The organism is Vibrio sp. 10N.261.52.C2 (assembly GCF_041471425.1).
GTDB classification, from domain to species: Bacteria; Pseudomonadota; Gammaproteobacteria; order Enterobacterales; family Vibrionaceae; genus Vibrio; species Vibrio crassostreae_C.
In genome coordinates this window covers 1-18,693 of record NZ_JBFROH010000077.1, presented here as the reverse complement: position 1 = coordinate 18,693, position 18,693 = coordinate 1, and the positions used below count along the sequence as shown (strand labels likewise).

Annotated in this window: 6 protein-coding genes; 2 read left to right on the top strand and 4 right to left on the bottom strand. The window is 44.9% G+C overall.

The window, feature by feature from the left end; all coding sequences use genetic code 11:
- Positions 1-81: 81 nt before the first annotated feature.
- The 3 genes from AB4307_RS21450 to AB4307_RS21440 all read right to left on the bottom strand — a co-directional run bounded on the left by AB4307_RS21450 (position 82) and on the right by AB4307_RS21440 (position 15,032).
- A complete protein-coding gene (locus tag AB4307_RS21450; protein ID WP_372133453.1) occupies positions 82-1,032 on the bottom strand; it encodes an OmpA family protein in 951 nt (316 codons plus the stop codon).
- A gap of 62 nt (positions 1,033-1,094) precedes the next feature.
- Positions 1,095-4,610 (bottom strand): hypothetical protein, encoded by a 3,516-nt coding sequence (locus AB4307_RS21445; protein ID WP_372133450.1) that lies wholly within the window; start codon positions 4,608-4,610, stop codon positions 1,095-1,097.
- A 27-nt stretch (positions 4,611-4,637) separates the two neighbouring features.
- Positions 4,638-15,032 (bottom strand): hypothetical protein, encoded by a 10,395-nt coding sequence (locus AB4307_RS21440; RefSeq protein WP_372133456.1) that lies wholly within the window; start codon positions 15,030-15,032, stop codon positions 4,638-4,640.
- 306 nt (positions 15,033-15,338) lie between these two features.
- Between AB4307_RS21440 and AB4307_RS21435 the strand changes: the two genes are divergently transcribed.
- Entirely contained in the window at positions 15,339-17,198 is a 1,860-nt protein-coding gene (locus tag AB4307_RS21435) for a helix-turn-helix domain-containing protein (protein WP_372133447.1), read from the top strand.
- Between the two features lie 28 nt (positions 17,199-17,226).
- Here the strand turns inward: AB4307_RS21435 and AB4307_RS21430 are convergent, their stop codons facing one another.
- Entirely contained in the window at positions 17,227-18,093 is an 867-nt protein-coding gene (locus AB4307_RS21430; RefSeq protein WP_017065956.1) for a LysR family transcriptional regulator, read from the bottom strand.
- Between the two features lie 141 nt (positions 18,094-18,234).
- Here AB4307_RS21430 and AB4307_RS21425 point away from each other — a divergent pair, with 141 nt between their 5' ends.
- Complete coding sequence (locus AB4307_RS21425; protein WP_372133443.1) at positions 18,235-18,609, top strand: YybH family protein; 375 nt, start codon at positions 18,235-18,237, stop codon at positions 18,607-18,609.
- Positions 18,610-18,693: the final 84 nt, after the last annotated feature.

Genomic DNA, 18,693 nt, shown 5'->3' with positions numbered 1-18,693 from the left:
TTTAACTGATCGGCATTACCAACGTATGGGGCTTTTTGCGTTTTATTGTAAAGGCAACTATTCGTTATTCTTCGGTGAACTCTAATCGCTCTCGCTGCTCACCGCTTCTTGTTCACTGCCAGCAAGAGCTTGCTGTTCGGCGGTAATATCAGATTCTTTGAACACAATGAACGCGCGGCGGTTTAATGCATCGGCTTTTTCAGAGCGTTCATTAATCGCAGGCTGCAACTTACCAAATGACTTCACTTCCCAGATAAACTGCTTAGGATCGAGTTTGGTTTTGAGGTATTCAACCACCGTTTCTGCGCGGCGCTCTGCCAGCTTTTCATTGTAAGAAAGTGAACCCGATTGGTCGGTGTGCCCTGCTACCATAATGCTACCTTGCAGGCCACTCAACTTAGTTGTGAAGTCATCTAACTGAGTTAGGTCTTCTTGCTTAAGTACTGACTTATCGAAATCGAAGTGCGGCGTCATTGCCATATAAACTTTACGTTCTGGTTTTGGCGGCTCACAGAAAGGCATCTCTTCGTACTTCTGAGCTTCTTCAAACACGATAAATGCACGGCGGTTCTCCGCTCGGTCTTTATCTGTCTTACCAAACAGAAGAGGTTGAGTCTCACCAAGATGTTTCACTTCCCAGTCATATTGCGTTGGGTCTAGTTGCCCTTTCAAATAATCTGCGACCGATTTAGCACGGCGCTGTGAAAGGCGCTCATTATATTCGAGAGAACCCTTGAAATCAGTATGGCCGACAATCGTGATGCGCCCTTTTAAGCCTCTGATCTCTTTAACAAAGGTATCTAAGTTGATCTTGTCGAGGTCGCGTAATTGATATCTATCAAACGCAAAATGCTCTGCGATGGCGATATGCACCTCACGCTCTGGCGCCAAACACTCGCTGATTAAAAACTTAGACACATCGATACCAGCAAACTTGTCTCGGTTCTCCTGACTCACATAGGTGTCGGTTGCACAGCCGGACAGCAGCAAAGTACTCATCACTGCGCTTATTAGGAAAATAATTGTTTTCATCTTACTCTTAACTGTCACTTCGAATTCTCAACTCTTAACTTTCAACCCACTTTGGGGCAGGCTTAGATCTTACCGACTAAGTTAATGAACACACCGGATGCGTCGTAGTCGTCATCATTGGTTAAGTCACTATCAAACGCAGAGAAGTTATAACCAATCCCCATTTTAAAGTTCTCGCCAATGTGCTTGTTCACCGAAACTAGCGCACCGTGTTCTAGCTCATCGTTGAGTGTGTCTGTTTTCCAGTGGTATTCACCCGTCACATCCCACTCTTTCATCACGCGATAAGAAGCGCTAAGTCCATATAGGTCGATGTCACTTTTAACCATCTCATTCGCACCAGATGCTCGTTCAAAAGCTTGCTGTTTGTCTTTATGGGCGTACTTAGTACCGACGTCCCAATGTTGGTCAATCGAATAGATCGCTTCAACTTCAATGATCTGACTGGTTTCGTCTTGATAATCCACATCGCGATCCAGTTGATCGAAATCTGCAATATACGTGTAGCGGCTCAGTAAATTAAGTCGATCGTTGTAGATCGGACGATACGCAAGGCCGCCAGTGGCTTCAGTAAATTGCGCCATGGTTTCGCCCGTGGTTTCGCTCTCCGTGATTGAGTAGTTAAACTTACCAAATAGCGTGTACTCTTCCGTTAAGTGATGCGTATAACGGTTGGTCGTCACGATTTGTTGAAGTTCTCGCTGAGCGATGTCAGGGTCGTCTTCACTCTTATCCACTCGGTATTCAAATTTGTGGCTAAGGGTTATGTCATCTAGGTCAATTGAGGCATTGAAGCTGATAGATTCACGCTCTGTGGTAATGTTCTGGTCATCTTCAATTTCACCAAGCTGATAACCAATCCCCATCTCGACATCTTCCGTCACATCGTAGCCAAAGCCGTATGAGTCGATACGGCCATGACCATCATTTTCATCAACAAACTGGTTCTCTTGGTAAAAATCGACACTGCTGGTGAGATCTGCACGCTGACCAACAATCACGTTGTTTTGGCCTTCGTAGTTATCATCTACATAAGTTACGTAGGTTGAGTGGTCATCGGATACATCGTAAGTCACAGTCGCTTCTGCTACTTGGCCTCGGTCGCCATCGGTGTATTCGCCACCAAGAGACAAGTCTTCCAACACTTGGAATTCAGCACCAATCGACGCGCTGTCGTTTTCATCATAGTCATCCGACTGGTCGACGGTCTTTTGCCCTTTGACGTAAACGCTGTTCTCACTGTCCCACATGTATTCCAAACGCACACCCGCTAAGGTGGCATCACTGTGCTCGTCGTTTTGGTTAAGCTCTTCAGTTTGTTGCCCTGCCGCCGAAACCTTAATGTGCTCGGTGATTTTAACTTGAGTCTCAATCTCAATCGTTTCAGTATCTGTTTCTAGATTACCATCGACATCGCGCTCTTCATTGGTCGAGAAGCGAGAGAGAACCGCCAAGCGATCGGTAGCTTGCAAACGAAGTTCAGCACCGTATGCCTCTTGCTCTAAATCATCGCTGCTGCTTGCGTAGCTGTATCCCGCGTCTTTGTCTCGATACCAAAGTTTCAGGTCATTACCAACAGCACCAAAAATGGTTGGAGCAAGATCATAAAGGCTGGTGACAGCTGTGATTTGGACACTGTCGCCCTCGCGGTCTTCCAATGTGTCGCCAATTGGCGTAAAGGTTAAGCCGCCATCAACAGAGACAAAATTCGACTCAGTTTGAGTACCTTCACTGTGTGCAAACTCAGCCTTAATGTAGGTACCTTCTGTTGCACGTAGCGTTAAGTCCGTTCCATAAGACTCGTAATCTTGATTGTCCTTTTCTTGAGTCGCATACGTCACGCCAACACCAACGTAATCGTTGATCCAACCTTTAGCACGACCACCGTAAGACATCGCATCTAATGAATCTGAACCTTGTGGGACGTACTCATAGTCGACAACCAGAAAGTTTTCGTAATCATCGCCGTTTTCAATCACGCTGCCAAAGCTGTCGGATAGAATGTTATCGAGTGGCTTGGTCAAAATAATGCGACCTTGGTACGGGTCAAAGTCATAGTCGACGCCCGGCTCAAGTGGGATTTCATTCTGCACTAGGCCAGATTCATCTTTTACTTTGACGTAAACTTTGTCACTTCCCGGTACCGCTTCACCATGACGAAGGAAGTACAGAGAGCCGCCTGTACCCAAGAACTCATCGTGTGCATACAACGAATCTGCTTCTGCGGTAAAACCGACCATGTTCAGACGATCTTCACCGTATTGTGTAGTATCGCGAGTGCGATAATCAGCTTTGAAACCATAGAGGCTACGGTTGTAATCGTTGTTCTCAGTGCCTGTTAAACCCGTGTTGTAGTTACCCCACAAGTATTGAGACTTATCGTATTCCACATTGAGGTAAACCTTGCCCTTGGTGTTGACCACTTTTTCGATGTTTGAGCTGTCACCATAGTTACCGTAATAAAGCTCATCGTCGTCTTCGAGGATATCGAACACATCCGAATCGTCTGAGGCGAACGGATGTTTGAACATGTCTTTGATTTCACTTTCTCGCGTATCAAAGTGAGTTGTTACACGAAGTTTGTCGCCAAATTTACCCTGACCAAAGTACGCTAAACGACCTTGGTTATAGATGTCATTTTGATACTGGTCATCGACACTTAATGCATCGCTATTACCAGACACATTATTCTTACCAACATAAAGATCAGCCAAACCGGTTTGTGCGTAGTACGTATCTGGAATACGAACGTACAGCTTGTAACGACGTTCATCACCGTTATCAAACACAACCTTGGTAGGGAAAATGTAGGAGTCTGTAGGTAAGTACTGCTCTGCGTATAAGTTGCCGTCTTCGACATCAAATTCATCTTCACCGATGATAACTTCATCAACGCCTTTCAAACCGGTACCAATGAACTTGGCTAAACCCGCATTGGTCGGGATGTTATGACGCATCAACTTAGCTTGGCCGTAGCTTTTATCTTTACTCTCTTCATCGTCGTTATCGTTTCGATCGATCTCGACTTTAGAGTCCGGCTTGACTAAGTCAGTCACACCAACGGTGGTCACATCCATGTTGCCATCTTTGTCCCACGCTTTTAGGCGGAACATCAGCTGCTCACCGACCTCAAACTGATAATCAACATCAATTTGACCATCCCAATTGATGTCAGAGTCGTTCGCCAGTTTGTCGCCTTCAAGCACAGCGATTGGCTCAGACAAGCCAAAGTCACCCACTCGGTACACTTCCAACTGGTACCTTTTGATGTAGTAACCATAGTTAGTCGTGATGGTGAAACCGACACTGTCTCGCAGTGCGCCCTGCTCGACTTCCAACTCATCGCTGACACTGACATCTAATACTGGGTCAAAGCGAGTGATGTCACGGCTTGCCCAAATAGCGCCTTGTTCTAGGTAAATACGCGAACTATCTTGATCTTGGTTCGGCTTAGTGATTTCAATGCCAGTCGTCTCAGAACCGAGTTTTTCAAGCTTACCTGTGTCTTTCGCTACCGCCATCACAGGAATGGCCGTTAACACACACGTCGCTAAACGAGACTTACTAAATACTTTCATACAATTTCCAGATACGGTTCCAATGGCTTACTTCTGTTCACTTTGTTGGTCTTTACGATGAACGCTAAAGTTGAACTTGGTGAGCTTGTTCGGGGTAATTCGCAACACTTTCGGGTTTTCGCTTACTACTTCCATGGAGGTGGAGAGCGAATCAGTGTCCAACTTCACTAGGAAGTTCTTACCTTTCTTATTGAGTACCCATTGGTCGGGCACGTGGTAACGACCGTACTGGTCTGTGTAAATAACGATTCCCTCAACCGTCATCAACTTAACGCCCGGAATACCATCTTCGTAGATACCTTTGTTCTCGATAACGATTTCCCACAGGTAATCCTCGCCATCGCGATATAGGTTTCTGGTTACATTGAGGTTTTCCGCACTCAGTCCCTTTTTCTTGTCCGATTCATGCTTAAACTGAATCTGACCTTGTGCGTCGAACTCGATGCGAGAGCCCGCATCGGTCGTGACGTAGAAATCAAAGCTCTGCTGTGTGCGAGTTTTAAATTGAATAACCACTTTGCTGGTTTCTGGCAGCGTTCGGTTCACTGAATGTCCCCAAAGATCACCAAGATCCAAGCCTTGCTCAAGTGCAGTGGTTATCGCACCATCTTGAATAGCAACGTCTTGACCATCACGAATGATGTGCGTCGAATCAGCGATGTAGCCTTGCGTTGCTAAGTTCGCAGTTAGCTCAACATCAAACGCGGTTGCATCGGCTTGGAATCCATCTTTGTTGTGATCTTCAAAAACTTTACCGATGATCGATGAGGTATCGAACACCTTGTCCGGCTCTACGGTTACTTTGGCGGTGTCTTCATTAGAAACAGCCGTGCCATCAACCTTTGCTACTGCGGTGTTGATGTAATCACCAAACGTTGCTCCTACCGAGACACGCAATAAGTAACGAATACGCAGCTTCTCGCCCGGATCAAAGTTCAACGATGTGAACATTAACTTGCCCGTGTCTGATGGCTCTTGAGAGATAACCTGATCGTCTTCTGTACCAAACTCACCATCAATGCCGCTTAGCACAACTTCTGATGTATCCACGATGTATTTCAGACCACCTGGGTAACGGTCTTCCACCGTCACGTTCTTAAAGTAAGATTCATTGTTGTTCTCAACGATGATCTCGTACTCAACCGCATCGCCAACTTGCGCGGTATCTTGCAGCGCAGACTTGGTCAGCTCCAACTCCCCAGAGTTATCAGGAATCTTCTTGATGTGAGTAGTTACACTGTCGCTGGTTTCAGTACCGTCAGATTCAGTCGCCGTGAAGGTATTGGTAATGTCATCATCCAAGCCCTTACCTAGCGTGCCCACCACTTCAAACGCGTAAGCATTTCGTTTGTTGGATTTCAGGTTAACGGTGGTGTCTAAGTCTTTATTCGACGGGAAAGAATTACGCTGAATAACCGCGCCCGAGTCGTCGACTTCCACACCTTCAATTGTCCAATCGATAAAGACTTTATTACCTGTGCTGTTTTGTAGCTCACTGATCTCATCGGTTAGACGAACATTGGCCGCGTTACCTTGACCATTGTTAGTCACGGCTAAGTAATAAGTGACACTGTCGTCATCTTCGGTGTATTCAGGTTTATCTGAACGTTTTTCAACAACCAGATCAGCACCCACTGGCGGTAAATCCAAAGCCGATACTTGGTCTGCCACTGCCTGCATCGAGGTTTCAGACGCCAACATGCCCTTAGAACGAGCGCGCATCGCTGGGCTGCCAGTTAAGTCGAGGTAGTAACCAAGCACATCGATGTTAGTCAGCATGTCTTCATTGACCGTCAATGTGAACGTGTAATCAATCTTGCCGCCCGGCGCGATGTCGACCAAGGTGAACAGGTCTTTGTCGTCATCAAAGGTGCCAGGTTGAGTTTCAGCCCCTTCTGATGTTGCCGTTAGTGTCCATTCATCAAACGCATTACTAAAATTACCATCAATATGATCACCCATGGATTCAGAGAACTGGGTGTAAAGCGCGACATCTTTGGCTATACCTCGGCCTATGTTTTGCACCACTAAGTGATACTCAACCTGCTCTCCCGGCACGTAATACGGGGCATCGGTAAACAGCTCAGCTTGAACCACAGCCGCAACTGTTTGAACTGGAGGACTGATAACATCGCCGCCATCTACTTGCGCAGTATTAATGATGTGTCCGGTCGCGGTATCGACTACGGTGCCTTTTGAGCGGAACACAACTGTGCCGTGCGGTGCAATATCCACACTGTACTCAATCGGGCTAATTTGCTCCGTCGTCGTTCCTACCGTGGTTGACTCAACAACCAAAGAAGTGGTTCCAGCAACAAAAGCAGGCCCAGTGGTACCATCGTAATAGCCCACCTCTATCGTGCTCATGTCATCGACAACACTTAAATCGCTGATGTAGTTGTTAGAGGTGTTTTCAATGGTAATCAAGAATTCCAGCTCACCACCCGGCTCATACTCGGTTTGTACGTTAGTTTTCGTCGCAACAAACTCAGAGTCTTTCGGTGTAATCGTAACGGTAGAGTCTTGTGGGGCACCGTTGTAAGTGATGGTTGCCGTATTGCTGATATCACCAATCGCTGTCGTACGAATCAACGCCTTAACATGGAATGTCACGGTACTTTGTGGCGCCACATCCATACTCACATCGATATCTTCACTCAAGTCGAACGTCTTGGGAGTGACAACAGAGCGATCGTCGGAAGCTTCAAAGCTCACTTCCCAAAGCAGGAATGCCGACTCTTGTTTATCAGCCGTCGTGTCGACTTGAATATCACTGATGATGTCTTGAAGTTGAACACCAGATGCAAACGCATCAGAGCTGTTGATTACGGTGATGTCGTAGTTAATCAGCTTGGTTACTTCATACGATGGCGTATCAACCGTCTTCTTGACCGAAACCGTCGCCAACACTGGAGTACTGGTAGCACTGTTATCAAATGTTGTGCCGTCAAAGGTCGCTGATGCAATGTTAGTGATATCGCCTGTCGCCAACGGATTAGTCGTCACTTGAATAGTGAAAACAATGCTGTCTTGAGGCGCAATATCGAGCGTCTCATTAAGGTCTTCACCACGGGTTGCATCCGGTACTGGGGTTTCACCCGTTGTCGATACCGCAGATATTTGGATTGAAGCAGGGTCAAAAGCTTGTTCAGTCGTACCACCTGCGATCGTGGTTTCAACCGACTTCAGCGCATCTTCAATAGCAACATCTTCAGCCCAACCTAAGCCGTTGTTCTTAACAGTTACGGTGTACTGAAGTGCCTCTCCCGGAAGGTACTCTGCTTTATCGACCTCTTTAGTGATCTCAACTTGCGCGTCTTCTGGAGTGTAGGTCGCGTCTGCAGAGTGCTCACCGTCGTCGCTATCAACTTTAACGACGTTAGTGATCTCGCCTTTGGCTTTATCATTAACAGTGTTGGTCACGACAAATGAATAACTGTCACCCGGGTGAATGCTGTAAGTCGCACTATAACCCTGCGTGTTATTAACCACATCTTTGCGAGCGTTCAGTGCTGGATCGCCACTGCCATCAAGCTGTTCGTCACTAATGACCCAATTACCTGTCAACGCTTGTTCTTGATCTGGGCTGTTAGCCACCTCTGTCATGATGGTGTCGATACGATCGGTTAGAACTTGATCGACAAGGTAACCTTCACCCGTGTTAGCCACAGTGATCTTGTAGGAGATTGGTTGACCCGGTTGGTATTTGGCATCAGGTTCTGCAATTGGCGTCGTTTCTTTGGTTAGAACCAATTGACCCGACTTCGGCGTGATAAAGCCTTCTCGTAAGCGAGCGATCTTCGAATCGTCCAAACCATGTCGTAGATAAGCCGTATTGGTAAAGCGCCCAATCGCGTCATCTCGTACCTTGCCTTGAACATGAATACGGACAACGGTGTACTTATCGCCGCCACCCGTACCTGCATCGTCACGTCCTGCCATCTTGATCGATTCGGCAGGTAAATCGATGTCTGGACTGTTTTGACCAACTAGCTTATCAAGCTCCGAGAAGTCATTAGCGTTGAGATCTGACGGCGCCGAGTTATAAAGCACATCGTAATCAACCGTCCATTCTGTCAATGCCGTTTTCATTGAGCCATCGACGGTTTCGACTTCAAAGCCGCTGATGATGTCACGAATCGAAAACAGGCCAGAATCCACATCGTCGTTGGTGATGTCGATGTAGTAATTCACTGTTCCACCCGGCACGTACTCAGGCGTATCCGTCCATTTATCAATTAGGATATTCGAGCGACCCGGATCAAGTACGATGTCGTTGGTGTTATCACCGTTCACTTGCGCCGTGTTGGTAATAGTGCCTGTCGCTGAAGTCGACACGATGCCTTTCACGTCAAACACAATACGCTCACCAGGACGAAGATCGACAGTTGCATTCAATGGGACGCTACCGTTGTAGTTACCTTGCACGTCATAAGTGCCAACAGGTTCAACCGCAATAGCCGTTGTCCAGCTAGAGAACGCATCATCGCCATCTTCGGTTTTAATGGTGTGAATCGCATCGATAACGCTCACATCATTTGCGATGCTATCGCCTGTGTTATCTAACGTAACTTGGTACTCAACATCACCACGTGGTGCGTAAGTACAACCGCTGCCATCGTTTGAAGGAACAGAACACCCTGCCGATTCACCATCGGTATAAACCAAAGTTTTGAAGTAATCGAGCTCGGCATCTTTAGGTGGTATCACTTGCGACGTCGCAGAGCCACTTCCTGCGGTCACTTGGTTCGCATCAATCGTGCCCAAAGCGTCGTCACGAACGACACCGGTTAAGTTAAAGGTCAGCACTTCTCCCGCGGCAATATCGGTTTCAATATCAAGGTTGCCGCTGGTGTTGTAGCTTGGTACATAAGTATCAGCGTTGGCATCAATACCATTGCTGACTTCATGGGTGATATCGCCAGAAACAAAAGCGGATTCCGTTTTACCGCCAATCACTTCGACTTGAATGTCTGTGATTGTGTCTTTGATCTGAATATCATTCGCCCAACCGTTTTCAGGGTTTGTAACTACAAATTCATACTCAACTTCGTCACCCGGAAGATAGGTATCACCATCATTGAACGGGTTGCCGTTAATCGACACCACGCGTTTTTCAACACTGATATTATTTCCTAGTGGCATTAGAGTCGCAGTACGAACCTTACCGTCATAATTCGCTTTGTTTTGAATATCGCCCAACGCATCCTCACGAATCTCAGCATGGATGGTGAACGTTAGGCTTTCTTGAGGCGCGATAACAATGTCGTTATCAATATTGACGTTATTACCAGAAACGAAGTCAACCGCGTCTGTAATCGAACCTACCGCTGCCGTTTTTTCTAGCTGCACTTCCCAACCAGATAAAAATGGCTGGCCGATAGGGTCAGTGCCAGACGTCGAGGCATCTTCTGCAATGCGAGTCTGAATTGCAGAAATAGTATCTTCAAGGCGAGAACCATACTCAATACCATTACCCGTGTTCTTAATTTGAACTCGGTAGTAAACCTCACTTTCACCAGCGACTTGAGAATACTCAGTCTTTGCCGAGGAGAGGCCTGCGTCATAAAATGCTTTCTTAGAGAACGAAATTTCAGGCTCAGCCATCTTTGCAGGTGGAGATACGGCAATTAGTTCATTTCCGTCATCTTCATCGATGTACGCTCGGTTAGTGAAAGAACCTACTGCTTTCGGACTGATTTTGGCCTTGATGACGTAACGCACAAACGATGACAATACTACACCGCCAAAGTTGTCTGCCGATATATCAAAGTGCGTATCAATCGGTTGATTGTCTTTAATCGAGTTATCTACATCAGGATCTGAAATCCCCGATCCATCAGCGAAAGTTTCAATCGTCCAACTATCAAACGCCGAACCGCGAGTTCCATCGTAGTATTGAGTCGTTATCTGGTCGATATCATCACGTAAACTGATGTCATCAACGTGCGCCGATGCGATGTTCTCGATTAGGATTTCATACTCGATGTAGCCGCCAGGCATGTAATTGGTAGCACCAACCAACTCATTACCATCCGTGTCGTAATACGCCAGAATGTTCTTTTCAAAATCAACTTTTCGAGCTTCTTGACGAATATCATGAGATATCGTGTCGCCATCGACGGTTAGAACGTTAACAACATCGCCATTGGCTTTGTCATTGATGGTCGCGACAACTTGGTACTCAAGCTTAGCGCCCATTGGAATATCGGCTTCAACATTTAGGTTACTGTTGGTTGATGTGTAAACATTGCCAGCACCTGCGCCCGCATCCACATACTCAGAATCAGTTCCAGTTGCGATCGATGTGATGGTCCAATCTGAATACGCTGGTCCTGTATTACCATCCACTAAGCTGACCGTAATATCTTCGAGGTTATCGACGATTGGAATATCGTGAGCGTTACCTTTGCCGTCATTCTCAATCACTAAGTGATAGGTCACGGTTTGAGCGGGCTCGTACACCGCTTCATCAGTCGTTTTATCAAAATCTAAATGGTAGTCATCGGGAATCACGACGGTATCTCGATAATGAATATTACCGACCGCATCCGGTCTTACGGTACCTGTTACTGTGTAAGTCACGTCTTCGCCAGCATCGATATCAATCGAGGTTACGATGTCAGTGTCGTTCGCAACATCACCGTCTTTGGTACCATCTGTTGTACCCGCGTTCGCAGGATCGCTCTTAGCAACCGCCACCGTAAACTTGTTTGAACCTACCGAATCATCGAAAAATGGATTACCTGAATTGCCATCTTGTAGCTCCACTGATATGTCATTAATCAGTTCGTTAACGTCTACGTTGTTTCGATAACCATGTCCATCTTGAGAGTTGTACCTAATGGTATAAGTCAACTCATCTCCCGGAGAGTAGCGGTTAATGTTAGTAGTGCGAATAACGCCGCCGTTATTATGTACCTGATGGTTTTCAGCCACGGCACGTTTGGCATACTCACAATCGTCAGTACAACCGGCATTATCATCATGAATCAGCACGGCTTCGTTGCGGATTATGCCGCCGTCTCTGTCCGCTACACCGTTAGATACCGCATTGTCTTTGACATGCGCCTTAATACGCACCGTGACAAAGTCTTTGGCCGGAATTGAAACTGGGAACTCCACATCTTCAGTCGTTTGAGGGCCAAAACCAGAGCCAGTATCAACAGACCAATAGTCAAACGGGTTTTGATTAAGAACATCTTCTACTTCACCATCTTTATCATTCGCTAGCGTAGTAGTGATCTCACTCAGGCGATCCATGAAGATAAGATCAGTCTCATCAGTGTCGCTGTTATTGCCAATAACGATGGTATAGGTGAGATCTTCACCCGGTGTGTAACGGACAACATCGGTCGTTTTAGCTAGTGAAACATTGATGTCATAGGTACTGTGTGAGTTATCTATTTGAGCGGAAGAGCTGTGGTCACGGTCTGTAATAGGATCGTAAACATCAACACGGTTCGATACTTGTTCTTCTTCATAGTCAGACTTAACAATGCCGCTCACCTCATAGTGAACCCACCCTCCGGGAGTGATATCAACGTCGGTATCGATGTCAGTGTCGTTAGCAATGTCACCGTAACGAGAACCCGGTTTATCTGTGTTGGTCGAACCTACAATTGTCCAACTATTAAAGAAGTTAAGCGCTGAAATACTATCTTGTACCGTTGCGTCATTTGCATAGCCAACACCGCGGTTATAGATATAAATATCGAACGTAGCGCGCTCACCTACAACAAAGTCGGTATTTTGAGCGGTCTTAGCGACTACAAGATTCGGCTCGCTAGGATAGGTACGTACCGTATCCGATAGATTAGTATCTGGTCCTGTCACTGTTGCGGTATTGGTGAATGCTCCCCAAAGAATCTCACTGTCGACACTGCGATCGAGTGTCCCAACAATGGTATAAGTAATCGTCGCACCTGGCGGGATCTGAGCGGTGGCATCCAGATCATTGTTATCCGAGAACGATCCAGGGTCAGTCACAGCTTTCACCCACGGAGAGTCTGCCTCTCTTTCTGCACTGATCGTCCACGATGAGAACACGGGCTTGGTTTCACCCGGCTCGTGAAGGAGCTCAGCTTCTATGGTGCTGATTTCATCTTTGACATTGATGTTAGAGGCGAAACCGTTCCCTGCTGGGTTGGTAATGCTGATCGTATAAGTGACAGTATTGGTGGTGTCGGTATACGCGTTTTGTTCGTTATGACCATCAACACGCTTATCCAATACTAAGTAGTAATCTCGTGGGTATGAGCCTCTGTCGGAATAAAGCACGCTGTCGACCGTCACTTCATTACGGATTTCATCATCGGCAATGGGGTTTACGATCGCTGCAATGCTATAAACGATCTTATCGTGTGGGGCCAGCTTAGCCTTCTCGTCCAGGATAAGTTTATTGCTTTGATTACCTTCAATTTGACCAGTAAAGCCGGGATCACTGTTTGTCGAAATTGAGCCGTCAGAGGCATAAGATTTCGCAGTAATAATCCAGCTCAAATACGCTTTAGTCGGTGTATCATTAATAGACTGAGTCATGACAGAGACTAAATCATCATAAACCGGTATATCAATCGCGTAGCCGTCACCGTTATTCTCTACCGTGATGTCGTAGTTCAGGGTGCCGCCAGCTGAGTAGTAACGAGAATCAACTCCCTTTTGGACTTTTAGTTTCGAGTTTGGCATTTGAACGCCAGAGCCCGACTCGCCTAAGTTATCCCCTAAGCACAAGCCGGCATCGGTACCATCATCAACAATCTGACCCACACTGGTGTCTGCCACTTTTGCGGTCAGCTTATAATGAACGTAGCCCTCAGGTGCGAGGTCGACTTTCAAATTGATGTCGTTTGTTGTCCAAGTATTGTAATTAAATGAGCCATAGTTCGATCCGTCACCACTTCTATCGGCGACTTCAAGCTTCCACTCGGAAAATGCTGAAGCGTTAGAGCCATCCGCTTGCTCTGTCACGATACAAGCAAATTTATCGACAACTTCAATATCGTTGGCAAAAAACTCTGTGTCCTTGTTAGAAATAACAATGTCATAGACCACTTCGTTATCACCGGCTATCCCCGGAACATAAGTAGTATCTGTGGTGTTCTTATTACGTGTAATTTGACTTGATGACGTCGTCAGAACGCCTTTCGAATCAAGAATATTAGCCAAAGCATCGCCAGAATCTGCGAGGCCATCAGCATCAACTACTCGGGCAACAACTTGGGGGATTTGACCAATAGACACAGGGCTAACGTCCACCACAACGGAATAAACAATCTGCTCACCGGGATAGATAGACACTTTGTCTTCTAGTGACTTGTTGGACTCCTTTCCAGATGCATTGAGTTCTGAAAGGCTATTAGAACCGATTGAGCTCACTTCATTAGTCCAAAAATCGTAAGGGTTACCAACCGTGTCAGTTGCGTTCTTTTCGTTGCTGACATCGTTACCTAGATCGGTTTCAAGATCTGCAAGAAACTGCTGAACCGAATAATGGTAAGCAATACCGGAGTTTGCTTGGTTGGCAACCGTGACCGTATAGGAAAACTCATCGTCGACTAGGTAGTTATCCGATTGGTTCAAGGTATGTGTCAGGGTGATACTAGGCTCAGTGGGTGGAGTGATAACCTCATCAACTGTAACCAAGTCATCGCGTGTTTCAGCAGTTATGTCGTCATTAACAATGTCGCCGACTAAATTGTCGGCAACAGTTGCTTGAATTTCGTAAGTCACAGACCCGCCAATATCAATCGACGCAGCACTTACTGATAAGTCCCCTGATTCGGCGAAGGTGCCTGGATCGCTTTTGCTGCCTTCAACCTTGCTAACTGAATTAACGTTGTCAGTAAAGGCTTGTTGCAAAGCCCCTTCAATATTGAGTGCCTTTATATCTGAAAGGACATCTTGAACGTCGAGCGCCTGAATAAACGTATCGCCAGTGTTCGAAACCTTAATCTTATAGGTGAGCTTGTTATTGAGTTGATAGTTCGTCTTATCGACCGAAACAACAACATCATGTTGGTACACACCACGCTGAATGGATTCTGTATTTGATTCAACAGCATCCAACAGTCCAGTGCTCGCACTTGCGACGTTATCAATCGTACCGGCTGCGTCACCAGAAACGGTGGCGACCATGGTGTAGGTCACCGACCCACCAGCCGCAATACGCACACCTGATGCATCTAAGTTTCCGAAGCGACTGTAATCACCTGGAGATGAAAGGAAGGAGGATTGCGCTTGAGTCGAGACTTGCGAGAACGCGCTGACATTATTCCCTTGGTCATCTGTCGTTAAGATATTTAACAGCTCATCCTTAACGTCCAACTCAGCAATAGCTTTATCCGACTCATTCGTTAAAACAAGCGTATAAGCCACCTCTTGGTCGTTGTCGTAAGACGCGCTGTCAACAGACAGATCCATAACAAGACCCGTTGTGTCCGCATAGGAGGCAAATGGAATCAATAAAATAGATAAGAAAAAGGCAAGGTTGTATCTGAACATTAACGCGCACTTCACAGTAGATTGACAAGTGTCTAGGCAAAAAGCCATAGATTTGACGTCACTAATTTGGCACTTAGCCTATTAGGGACATGCGCAACATACAGTTCAAATAATCCGAACAATTAACATCTGTAAAAAACAAATTACTGAAGATGTTAAATAGAGAATCTGATGTCTAAATTAGAATCAAGACATTGAGTTAATTATCAGAAGGTTAATGTTTTAATGAGTGAGTTTTCACAGTTGTTACGTAACTTCAGAAAGGAACTTCAATTTACACAAACAGAGTTTGCAACCTACTTAAATCAGCTGGACGACGAGTTTAATGCGGTTGACGTCGTAACGATAAATCGTTGGGAAAACAGTAAGGTAAAGCCTAGTACATACAAAGCACTCAAGATATTACAGTACCTTGGCGGAGATTTGTTTGAGACAATAAGGAGCTTTAATTCCGAACAAAAAGACACGTTAATCGAACTGTTTTTAAACGAATCCTATGGCTCATTTCAAAGTAGAATTTCAGCTCTATCAGGCCTGAATCAACAACAAGGCAAACGCAACTTTAAGTCACTGCCTTTAATGTCAGAGCCGTGTGACACTGGCGTTATCGACAGAATCAAACTACTTTCTAAATTCACAAAAGTCGATATTTCGCCATTGGACCAAATTGATTTATATCTCTACTACTGTGAGAAAAAAGCACATGGTCACAAACTGATCAATGTAGATGGTGACATTGTGAGTCACAACGTAGGCTTTTTCTTTGAAGACCATCAATTTGAAACATTAAAAACTCAAGAGCTAGATCTAAGAATGGCCTGCTCTTTAAATTCAAGCAAAAGCATAAATTATTTTAATATAAGCTCACACTCAGAGACAAGAGATCATGTTATTGAGCATATAGTTTCAGATATACAGTTACTTTCTCAGAACAAAAACATTAAAAAATATTCTGTTTTAGTAAAAGACCCCAATATGATGAGACTCTTGAAGAGTGTGGGGTTTGAAGTATTTAAATTTTCAGAACCTTCTGCTAAAAAATGTAATATTACATTCAAAAATAAATATTATAGCTACTGTATATTAACGATTGATAAAATAGACTATCTGACGAATCGGAACGTAATGTCACTAATCAAAGATGAATATTCTGCCATGATGAAATTTCCGCAATTACTGCGCGAAGCGCGCAAGAAATTGAAGTTAACGCAAAAGGATTTTGCGGCATACATTAATCACTTAGATGATGAATTCAGCTCTGTAGATGTCGTAACGATAAATCGATGGGAAAATAGCAAAGTAAAGCCAAGTAATTACAAAGCCCTAAAGCTACTGGACTGCCTTGGTCTGGACTTGTATACAACGTTGAAATCCTTTGATTCAGAAGATAACGAAGACAGTGCATTACTTGAAGACTTCCTTCGTGAGAGGTTCTTTTCGTTTCAAAGCCGAATATCGTCTATCACTAAAGGGGAAATAGAAGAAGGCTGCGACTGTCAGATCATGCCACTAATGACAGATCAGAATGACAAATCAGTAATAGATAGAATAAAGCTGATTTCACAATATACAAAGGTGGATCCTTCAGCTCTTGATACTATCGACCTGTTTCTCTATTGCAGTGAAAAAAAGGCGCATGGCAGAAAAATGGTCGATGTTAATGGCGATATTGTTAGTCATAGCCTAGGTTTTTTCTTCAACGAAGAGGTATTCGAGCAATACCAAAATAAGCATCTACATATTAAGCAAGCTTGCTCTTTAGATTCTAACCAGAACTTAAATTACATTGTGGTTAGCGGTCACTCTGAGAAGCGCGAACAATCTATTGCGAACCTGATTTCCGATATGAAGCTTCTTGCAAGCAATACTAAGATCAAGAAATTCTCTATGATGATCAAAAACCCAAATGCATTGGAGCTGATGAAAAACCTTGGATTTGAAATATGGAAGTTTTCAGAACCAACAGAAGAAAAGTCGAACATCACCTTCAAAAACAAAAACTACCGCTATTGCGTACTGACTATCGACAAGATTGAATTACTGAGTAATAAACATGTTATTTCTTTTATTAGTAAATATGGTTAAGCACCGGATTTTACCAACGATAGAAAGCTTATACTAAATTCTGCTTAAGCTTTTCTTCCAACGCATGGATACACAGCTTGATAGCGATAGGCGTATTTGAAGCGAATGGATTTAGCGCATAAACCGTGTTGGTGGGTAATTCAAAGCTTGGCAGCACGTCGACAACATCACCAAATAACTGAGGAATGCAGAAATCTGGAATCACACCGATACCAACACCTGATTTAATCAGTGCAAGGCAACTGTGGAACGAATTGGTGACGCAACTAGCTTGCTGTTGGTAGACAAAGTCCTGCTCAGTTTGAGAACTAAAATGATGAGTCACCTGCTTTCCCTGCCAAGAGTTTGCAATGTAAGGAATCGATTCAAGCTCACGTTCACGCATGCTTTCAACGCCACATAACACATCTTTAAACTCACCTAACCTCTTCTGCTTTAAGTTACTGTCACGAGAACTGCCCACTCGTACCGCGAGATCAATATCGTGCTCCATGAAGTCTAAATGCTGATCGTCGCTTATCAGTTCTGGCTTTAACTTCGGATATTGTTTCATCAGTTCGGCAATAACAGGCGCTACCAATAAATCCATCAAGGCATTCGGAGCTGTGATACGAATCCGGCCTTGTGGCTCTTCTAGCTCGGCTTTTACCATATCCCAAGCCGATTCAGCGATCACATTGATGTCTTTGCAACTCAAATAAAAGCGCTCACCCATGCTTGTCAAAGTTTGTCTTCGTGTTGTGCGTTTAAGGAGAGATGCGCCTAACTCTTGTTCTAGAATTTTGAGATGTTGACTGACGACAGATTTAGACAACTCTAACTTTTCAGCCGCAGCCGAGACTGAACCCTGCTCTACGATATGAGCGAAAATCGACATCTGCTTTAGCTTACTCATTTTATTGTTCTCTTTTTACAAACAGTATTTTCTATTATCTCTGTTTTTCAAGTTAATTACCAAAGCTAAACTGTATTCAACTTATCGAGATAACCCAATCAAAAACACAGTGTTTCAAAGAAGACTGTTATGGAGAAAACAATGTCAAACAATCAAGTATTAGAAGCGTGTAAGCAAGGCATTAACGCATGGCAAAAAGCATTCAACAGCCAAGACGCGAAAGGTTGTGCAGACCAATATACAGAGAACTGCGTAATGGAAGCTCGTCCATTTGGTACTTTTGAAGGTCGTGAAGCGATTCAAGCATTCTGGCAAGGTATCATAGACCAAGGTTTCAAAGACGTTGATTACACTGACGTGAAATGGGAAGAGCACCCAGAAGGCGGCTACATCCTTACTGCTAGTTGGACAATGAATAAAGCATTTGGTGTTGTACACCGTGAACACTGGGCACTTGAAGCCGATGGCTGCGCTCGCTTAGTCAGCGACAACTTCGAAGTTCAAGGCGAACGCTAGAGCTGTAATTAAAGGCTAGAAGCTCAAAACTCAAAATAGAAACAGAAAACAAAAAGCCAGCAATTGAACTGACCCCCAATAGTT